This window comes from Jatrophihabitans sp. (assembly GCF_051960575.1).
GTDB lineage: Bacteria > Actinomycetota > Actinomycetes > Mycobacteriales > Jatrophihabitantaceae > JBQCEE01.
On record NZ_JBQCEE010000346.1, the window covers coordinates 1 to 7,605 of the forward strand.

General features: G+C 70.9%; 7 protein-coding genes and 1 tRNA gene. 6 read left to right on the forward strand and 2 right to left on the reverse strand.

Going from position 1 to position 7,605, the window contains the following annotated elements; translation table 11 throughout:
- Positions 1-267: 267 nt before the first annotated feature.
- Positions 268-1,014, forward strand: coding sequence for a site-specific integrase (locus ACTHMS_RS19290; RefSeq protein WP_440308287.1), 747 nt, complete (start codon positions 268-270; stop codon positions 1,012-1,014).
- A 266-nt stretch (positions 1,015-1,280) separates the two neighbouring features.
- Here ACTHMS_RS19290 and ACTHMS_RS19295 read toward each other — a convergent pair.
- Positions 1,281-1,365 (reverse strand) — tRNA-Leu (locus tag ACTHMS_RS19295).
- Positions 1,366-1,534: 169 nt separating this feature from the next.
- On the opposite strand from ACTHMS_RS19295, the gene ACTHMS_RS19300 reads away from it, so the two are divergent.
- The 3 genes from ACTHMS_RS19300 to ACTHMS_RS19310 are packed head-to-tail and all read left to right on the forward strand — an operon-like array spanning position 1,535 to position 5,051.
- The gene (locus ACTHMS_RS19300) at positions 1,535-2,164 is read left to right on the forward strand and encodes a hypothetical protein (RefSeq protein WP_440308288.1); all 630 of its coding nucleotides are present in this window, start codon (positions 1,535-1,537) and stop codon (positions 2,162-2,164) included.
- 32 nt (positions 2,165-2,196) lie between these two features.
- Complete coding sequence (locus ACTHMS_RS19305) at positions 2,197-3,510, forward strand: M20/M25/M40 family metallo-hydrolase (RefSeq protein WP_440308289.1); 1,314 nt, start codon at positions 2,197-2,199, stop codon at positions 3,508-3,510.
- A 20-nt stretch (positions 3,511-3,530) separates the two neighbouring features.
- Complete coding sequence (locus ACTHMS_RS19310; RefSeq protein WP_440308290.1) at positions 3,531-5,051, forward strand: ATP-dependent DNA ligase; 1,521 nt, start codon at positions 3,531-3,533, stop codon at positions 5,049-5,051.
- Between the two features lie 36 nt (positions 5,052-5,087).
- Here ACTHMS_RS19310 and ACTHMS_RS19315 read toward each other — a convergent pair whose 3' ends face one another.
- On the reverse strand, positions 5,088-5,315 hold the full coding sequence (locus ACTHMS_RS19315) for a DUF5703 family protein (protein WP_440308291.1): 228 nt from the start codon (positions 5,313-5,315) through the stop codon (positions 5,088-5,090).
- A gap of 218 nt (positions 5,316-5,533) precedes the next feature.
- On the opposite strand from ACTHMS_RS19315, the gene rpsO reads away from it, so the two are divergent.
- Positions 5,534-5,803 (forward strand): 30S ribosomal protein S15, encoded by a 270-nt coding sequence (rpsO, locus tag ACTHMS_RS19320; RefSeq protein ID WP_440308292.1) that lies wholly within the window; start codon positions 5,534-5,536, stop codon positions 5,801-5,803.
- A 232-nt stretch (positions 5,804-6,035) separates the two neighbouring features.
- On the forward strand, positions 6,036-7,605 hold a 1,570-nt coding region (locus tag ACTHMS_RS19325; RefSeq protein ID WP_440308293.1), incomplete at its 3' end, for a polyribonucleotide nucleotidyltransferase.

Consider the following 7,605-nt stretch of genomic DNA (forward strand, 5'->3'; position numbering starts at 1 on the left):
GCGACAGCTACCGCATGAAACAAGCCCGCACGAGAGGAGACACCGCCTCGAAAAAGAAGTGATCACCCGCGAGGAGTGGGGACTTTCAGTTGGCCACCAGCGGGGACCACAACTTGGCCGTTGACACACGTCCTGCCCACTCTCGGAACCAAACGACTGCAGACCATCCGTCCCAGCGACATCGCCAGCCTCTACGCCATGCTGCTCGAGCGAGGACGCGCAGATCATGTTGCCGGAACCGGCTTGTCGCCGAGGACGACTCGGTATGTGGCAACCATCCTCCGTAAGTGCCTGCAGGCGGCTGTCGACCAAGAAGGACTCCTCGCCGTGAACCCCGCAGCGAAGGTGAAGCCCCCGAGGGTCGAGGCCCGGGCAGACCGACACCAGACCGTCCAAGCCTGGACGAGTGATCAGGTCGGCGCCTTCCTCGCTCGAAGCCGCCACCAACGACACCACGTTGGCTGGCACCTGCTGGTCATGACGGGCATGCGCAGGGGAGAGGCCTTGGGCTTGGGGTGGGACGCCATCGATCTCGACCTAGGAGCGGTATCCATTCGCCGCACTCTGGTCGACGTGCGGCCCGGCGGCGTGCCTGTCTGGTCGGACCCCAAGACCGACCGCGGCCGCCGAGTCGTGCGCCTCGACGATGGCACCGTAGCCAAGCTCCGGGCGCACCGCGCCGCCCAAGCGGAGGAGCGCCTCCTCGTCGGCGCTGGATACCGAGACCACGGACTCGTGTTCGCCATGCCTGATGGCCGCCCGATCCATCCCGACCGGTTCTCTCGCGAGTTCACACAGACCGTCGGCCGCAGCGACTTGCCCGAGATCCGGCTTCACGACCTTCGCCACACGTGGGCGACGCTCGCCTTACAGGCGGGTGTGCACCCCAAGGTTGTGCAGGAGCGCCTCGGCCACTCGAACATCGCCATCACGCTCGACATCTACAGTCACGTGATCCCGTCGATGGAGTCCGACGCCGCTGATCGGGTAGCGGCTTTGATTGCGGGCTCGTAGCGGATGGTGGACAACCCACAGACTCCCCGCGCCGTGCCGAATCTTGCGAGATGCAGCCAGTTGCTTCGGCGGCTTGCTTCGTAGCCGAGCTTGCCCTGCGGCGCACCAGCCACGTGGAGGTCCTCGACGGTGGCACTTGCCGATCTGGGCCTGTTGTGACCGGGTTGTGACCACTGAGCGTTCGGGCCGCTCCTCTAGAGACGACAAAGGGCTCCGACCCCCCATGTTTCCGGAGGTCGGAGCCCTAGGACTGTCTCAACGCAGCGTGTCCGAGGGGGGACTTGAACCCCCACGCCCGATAAAGGGCACTAGCACCTCAAGCTAGCGCGTCTGCCATTCCGCCACCCGGACGAGTGCGGAGACCACTCTAGCCGACGGGCGGCGAGCGGCCCGGACCGGCCCGCTAACGTGGGCGTTCCGGACATTTCCCCGTTCGTGTCGCGCGTCGCCTCACACAGATGTAACCTGAGCGGGTCGTTCGGGGGAGCGACAGGTGGGGCTTCAGAGAGCTGGTTTCGGCATGCGGAGCGATCGGTTCCGGCGAGCGATGGTGCTCCCGGCCGCTGGACTGGTGGTGGCCCTCGCCGCCCCGTCCGGTGTCGCGCCTGCCTCCGCCGCGCCGGTCGCCCCGGCACCCGTGCCGCCGCCCGGCGCACCGAGCCTGCCGTTGCACCTGAACCTGCTCGGCGTCCAGCTGAACCTCGACGTCCCGCTGAGCCTGCCCGGGGTCGTCGGCACGGTGACCTCGCTGCTGCCGCTGCCGCACCCGACGTCGTCGCCGCCGGCCCCGACGCGCACCCCGCCGCCGACCCGCACGACGACACCGCCGCCACCGCCGTCGACGTCGTCGCCCACGCCGCGTCCGACGACGCGGCCGCCGCGCACGACGACCGCTCGCCCGACGCCGGTCGTCGTCGTGCCACCGCGCCCACGTCCGACGACGTCGCGACCGCGGCCCACGCCGACCCCGACGGTGTCGCGCACCGCGCACCCGAAGCCGCCGCGCAGCGTCGTCGACGTGGCCACCTCGGCGCTGTCGAACCTGGTGCCGACCAGCCTCGCTCGGTTGCTCTACCTGCTCACCACCCTGGCCACGCTCGGCCTGGCGGCGGCGATCATCCGCATGGGAAGGCGGGGCACGCACGGCTGACGGTCGTCGCACCCGGCTGGTAGACACGAGTCATGGAGTCTTCAGGCGACCTCACCGCAGCCGGCGCGCAGGACGAGGTCGTCAGCCTGCTGTCCGAGCTCATCCGGATCAACACCTCGAACCCGACGCATCCCGAGCGGCCGGCGGCCGAGTTCGTCGCCGAGAAGCTCGCCGAGGTCGGCATCGAGTCGCAGATCCTCGAGGCGGCCCCGGGGCGTGCGTCGACCATCGCCCGCATCGAGGGCAGCGACCCGTCGCGGCCGCCGCTGCTGATCCACGGGCACCTCGACGTCGTGCCGGCCGACGCGTCCGAGTGGACCGTCGACCCGTTCGCCGGCGAGGTGAAGGACGACTACGTCTGGGGACGCGGCGCGGTCGACATGAAGGATATGGACGCAATGGTGCTGGCACTCGTGCGCCAGTGGGCCCGCACCGGGCAGCGTCCGCCCCGCGACATCGTGCTTGCATTCGTGAGCGACGAGGAGGCCGGCGGACGCATCGGCGCCCACTGGCTCGTCGACCACCACCCCGACCTGTTCGCCGACTGCACCGAGGCGATCAGTGAGGTCGGCGGCTACTCCGTCTCGCTGAATGACCAGGCGCGCGCGTACATGATCCAGACGGCCGAGAAGGGCATCGAGTGGTTCCGGCTCAAGGCGGTCGGTGCGCCCGGGCACGGGTCGATGCTGCACGACGACAACGCCGTCACCCGCCTGGCCGAGGCCGTCTCGCGCGTCGGCCGGCACGAGTGGCCGCTCGTCATCACCGACACGGTGCGGGCCACCATCGAGGGCCTGTCCGCGGCCACCGGCATCGACCTCGACGTCGACGATCCGGACAAGTGGCTGCCGCTGCTCGGGCCGGCCGCGCGCATGATCGGCGCGACGATCCGCAACACCACGAACCCGACCATGCTGCAGGCGGGCTACAAGGCGAACGTCATCCCGGGCCTGGCCGAGGCGACGATCGACGCGCGGTTCCTGCCCGGGCAGCAGGACGAGCTGCTGCGCACGCTCGACGAGCTCATTGGCCCGGGCGTCACCCGCGAGACCATCGTGTCGGACATCGCGGTCGAGACGACCTTCGACGGCGCGCTCGTCGACGCGATGTCCGCCGCCCTCAAGGCCGAGGACCCTGCCGCCGTCCCGCTGCCGTACCTCATGAGCGGCGGCACCGACGCGAAGTCCTTCTCGCTGCTGGGCATGCGTTGTTTTGGGTTCTCGCCGCTGCTGCTGCCGCCCGACCTCAACTTCGCCGCGCTCTTCCACGGCATCGACGAGCGGGTGCCGGTCGAGGGGCTCAAGTTCGGCGTGCGCGTCCTCGACCGGTTCCTCAACAGCTGTTGACCTCTACGCCGGTCGAGCGGATGCGGCTGCACGACGTCGCCGCAGCCTCGACAGATGTTGCAGCGACCTCGTCACGGCTGGCCAAGACCAAGCGGCTGGCGCAGCTGCTCGCGGGCGCAGGCGCCGATGTGACCACCGTCGTCGCCTGGCTCTCGGGCGAGCTGCCGCAGCGACAGATCGGCGTCGGGTACGCCGCGCTGCGGTCGCTGCCGCCCGCGGCCGATGCCCCCTCGCTGACCGTGCACGAGGTCGACGCCCGGTTCGACGAGATCAAGGCGACGACGGGCACGGGGTCACAGGCAACGAGGGCAGCGCTGCTCGCCGACCTGTTCGGCCGTGCGACCCACGCCGAACAGGACTTCCTGCGCCGCCTGCTCGGCGGTGAGCTGCGGCAGGGCGCGTCCGCGGGCGTGATGGCCGACGCCGTGGCGAAGGCCTTCGACGCACCGCTCGCCGCGGTTCGCCGGGCCGCGATGCTCGGCGGCAGCATGCCCGAGGTCGCCGACGCGCTGCAGCACGGCCGACCGCTCGAGAGCTTCGGGCTGGTGGTCGGCCGCCCGGTCGGGCCGATGCTCGCGCAGACCGCGAAATCGGTGGACGAAGCCCTCGAGCGCATCGGCGGTTCGGCGGTCATCGACGCGAAGCTCGACGGCGCGCGGGTGCAGGTGCACCGCCGCGGCGACGACGTCACGATCTACACGCGCTCGCTCGACGACGTCACCGCGCGTCTGCCGGAGGTGGTGGCGGCGGTGCGCGCGCTGCCGGTCGAGTCGCTGGTGGCCGACGGCGAGGCGATCGCCCTGCGTCCCGACGGGCGGCCGCACCCGTTCCAGGTGACGGCCTCGCGCTTCGGTCGCAGCGTCGACGTGGACGGCGCGCCGGGGCTCGCCACCTTCCTGTTCGACGTCCTGCACCTCGACGGCGCCGACCTGCTCGACGCGCCGACCCACGAGCGCATCGCCGTACTCGACCGCATCGTCCCGCCGCAGTACCGCATCGACCGCATCGTCACGGCCGACCTGGCCGAGGCGCAGGCCTTCGCCGAACGCACGCTCGCCGCCGGGCACGAGGGCGTCATGGTGAAGGACGCCGCCGCGCCCTACGAGGCCGGACGCCGGGGCGCGGGCTGGATCAAGGTCAAGCCGGTGCACACGCTCGACCTCGTCGTGCTCGCCGTCGAGTGGGGCAGCGGCCGGCGCCGGGGCAAGCTCAGCAACATCCACCTCGGCGCCCGCGACGGCGACCGGCTCGTCATGCTCGGCAAGACGTTCAAGGGCATGACCGACGCGATGCTCGACTGGCAGACCGAACGCTTCCTCGCCCTCGCCGACGGCCCGACCGACGGCTGGGTCGTGCGCGTCCGCCCCGAGCAGGTCGTCGAGATCGCCTTCGACGGCGTGCAGCGCTCGAGCCGGTACCCGGGCGGCGTCGCCCTGCGCTTCGCCCGCGTGCTGCGCTACCGCGACGACAAGACGGTGGCCGAGATCGACACCCTCGCCACCGTGCGTGACTACCTGCCGGACGGCGCCGCGCCCGACTGACCGACGCCGTCGATCACGACCGGGGCGTGCGCACGGTCAGATCGACAGCCGGGGGAGCGGCAGCGGGTTGTTGGGGCGCCGCTTGCGGCGCAGGGTCACCCGACGGCTGCCGTCGGCGTAGCGGGCGACCCGGGCGAGTTCCCAGCCGCCGAACTCGGCCTGCAACGACAACTGCGCCGCTGCGGTCAACCGGCCCACCTCGGCCGGGATCCGCAGCGGCGCGTACTCCCAATCGGCGCCGTCCTCGGCGCGCCCGGCGCTCATGGAGCCATTGAACGCTCGGCGGACGAGGGCTGCCAAGTCCGCCCGGTCACGCCGGTGCGGGCTCACGGCGTCCCGCGCGGCCGGGTGCACGGGGTCGGCCGGGCGGACTGGTAGTCTGGTCGTCGGCCTGCCTGTGGTGGGTCCTGCGCGGCACGTTCCGCTCTCACCGTGATGCAGACCGGTGAGGCGTGCCCCGCGACGAACAGAAGGAGTCGTCAGTGGCACTCGCCGCCGATGTCAAGCAGCAGATCATCGCCGAGTACGGCTCCGCCCAGGGTGACACCGGGTCGCCCGAGGTGCAGATCGCGCTGCTGAGCCAGCGCATCCGCGACCTCACCGAGCACCTCAAGCAGCACAAGCACGACCACCACAGCCGGCGCGGCCTGCTGCTGCTGGTCGGACAGCGCCGCCGGCTGCTCAACTACCTGGCGAAGACCGACATCAACCGGTACCGCTCGATCATCGAGCGACTCGGTCTGCGCCGCTAGCACTTCAGGGCGGTCCCTCCCGACGGAGGGACCGCCCTTTCCACAACTGAAGCCGCCGGACGCACACGCGCGTCCCTGCGACGTCTGGTCGTCACCCGACGGCCGGTCCTCGGTAGTGGCGGTCGAGCACCCGGTGAACCGGTGCGCTCGCCCGCTTCGATCGAAGACCGGCACCCACGACCGAGCTCGTACGTCGCCTGTGCGCACCCGGCACGTACGAGAGGACACCTCTATGACAGAGGTCAGCGAAGACGGCGTCGTCGAGACGGTCGCCACGATCGACAACGGGAGCTTCGGCACCCGCACCATCCGCTTCGAGACCGGCCGCCTCGCCAAGCAGGCCGCCGGCTCGGTCGTCGCCTACCTGGACGACGACACGATGCTGCTGTCGGCCACCACGGCCGGCAAGAAGCCGCGCGAGGGCTTCGACTTCTTCCCCCTGACGGTGGACGTCGAGGAGCGCATGTACGCCGCAGGCCGCATCCCCGGCTCGTTCTTCCGCCGCGAGGGCCGCCCGAGCGAGGACGCGATCCTCACCTGCCGCCTGATCGACCGCCCGCTGCGCCCGACCTTCGTCAAGGGCCTGCGCAACGAGGTGCAGGTCGTCATCACGGTGATGGCGCTCAACCCCGACCACGCCTACGACGTGCTCGCGATCAACGCGGCGTCCGCGTCCACGCAGATCGCCGGCCTGCCCTTCAGCGGCCCGATCGGCGGCACCCGCGTCGCGCTCATCGACGGCCAGTGGGTCGCCTTCCCGACGCACACCGAGCTCGAGCGCGCCACCTTCGACATGGTCGTCGCCGGCCGCGTGCTCGACAGCGGCGACGTCGCGATCATGATGGTCGAGGCCGAGGCCACCGAGGGCTCGCTCGCGCTCATCGAGGGCGGCGCCACCAAGCCGACCGAGGAGGTCGTGGCCGAGGGGCTCGAGGCGGCGAAGCCGTTCATCGCCGAGCTCTGCCGCGCGCAGAAGGAGCTCGCCGCCACCGCCGCCAAGCCGGTCGCCGAGTTCCCGATCTTCCTCGACTACAGCGACGAGGTCTTCGCGGCCGTCGAGAACGCGGTGTCGGCCGAGGTCGCGGGCGCGCTGGCCATCGCCGACAAGCAGGAGCGCGAGGCGCGCCTCGACGAGATCAAGGAGGAGGTCAAGGCCTCCCTCCGCGGGCAGTTCGAGGACCGCTTCGACGAGATCGGCCCGGCCTTCCGCTCGCTGAACAAGAAGCTCGTCCGGCAGCGCATCCTGCGCGACAAGGTCCGCATCGACGGCCGCGGGCTCGCCGACATCCGCACCCTCTCGGCCGAGGTCGAGGTCGTGCCGCGCGTGCACGGCTCGGCGCTGTTCCAGCGCGGCGAGACCCAGATCCTGGGCATCACCACGCTGAACATGCTCGGCCTCGAGCAGAAGCTCGACACGCTCTCGCCGGTGCGCACCAAGCGCTACATGCACAACTACAACTTCCCGCCGTTCTCGACCGGTGAGACCGGCCGCGTCGGCTCGCCGAAGCGCCGCGAGATCGGCCACGGCGCGCTCGCCGAGCGTGCGCTCGTGCCGGTGCTGCCGAGCCGCGACGAGTTCCCGTACGCGATCCGTCAGGTGTCCGAGGCCCTCGGCTCGAACGGCTCGACCTCGATGGGCTCGGTCTGCGCCTCGACGCTCGCGCTGCTCAACGCCGGCGTGCCGCTCAAGGCACCGGTCGCGGGCATCGCGATGGGCCTGGTGTCCGACACCGTCGACGGCAAGACCGAGTACGTCGCGCTGACCGACATCCTCGGCGCCGAGGACGCGTTCGGCGACATGG

Bases quoted from the DNA above. Each gene is read 5' to 3' on its own strand.
- ACTHMS_RS19310 (WP_440308290.1), top strand. From the start codon at position 3,531: ATGCGGCTGCACGACGTCGCCGCAGCCTCGACAGATGTTGCAGCGACC.
- ACTHMS_RS19300 (WP_440308288.1), top strand. From the start codon at position 1,535: ATGCGGAGCGATCGGTTCCGGCGAGCGATGGTGCTCCCGGCCGCTGGA.
- ACTHMS_RS19305 (WP_440308289.1), top strand. From the start codon at position 2,197: ATGGAGTCTTCAGGCGACCTCACCGCAGCCGGCGCGCAGGACGAGGTC.
- ACTHMS_RS19315 (WP_440308291.1), bottom strand. From the start codon at position 5,315: ATGAGCGCCGGGCGCGCCGAGGACGGCGCCGATTGGGAGTACGCGCCG.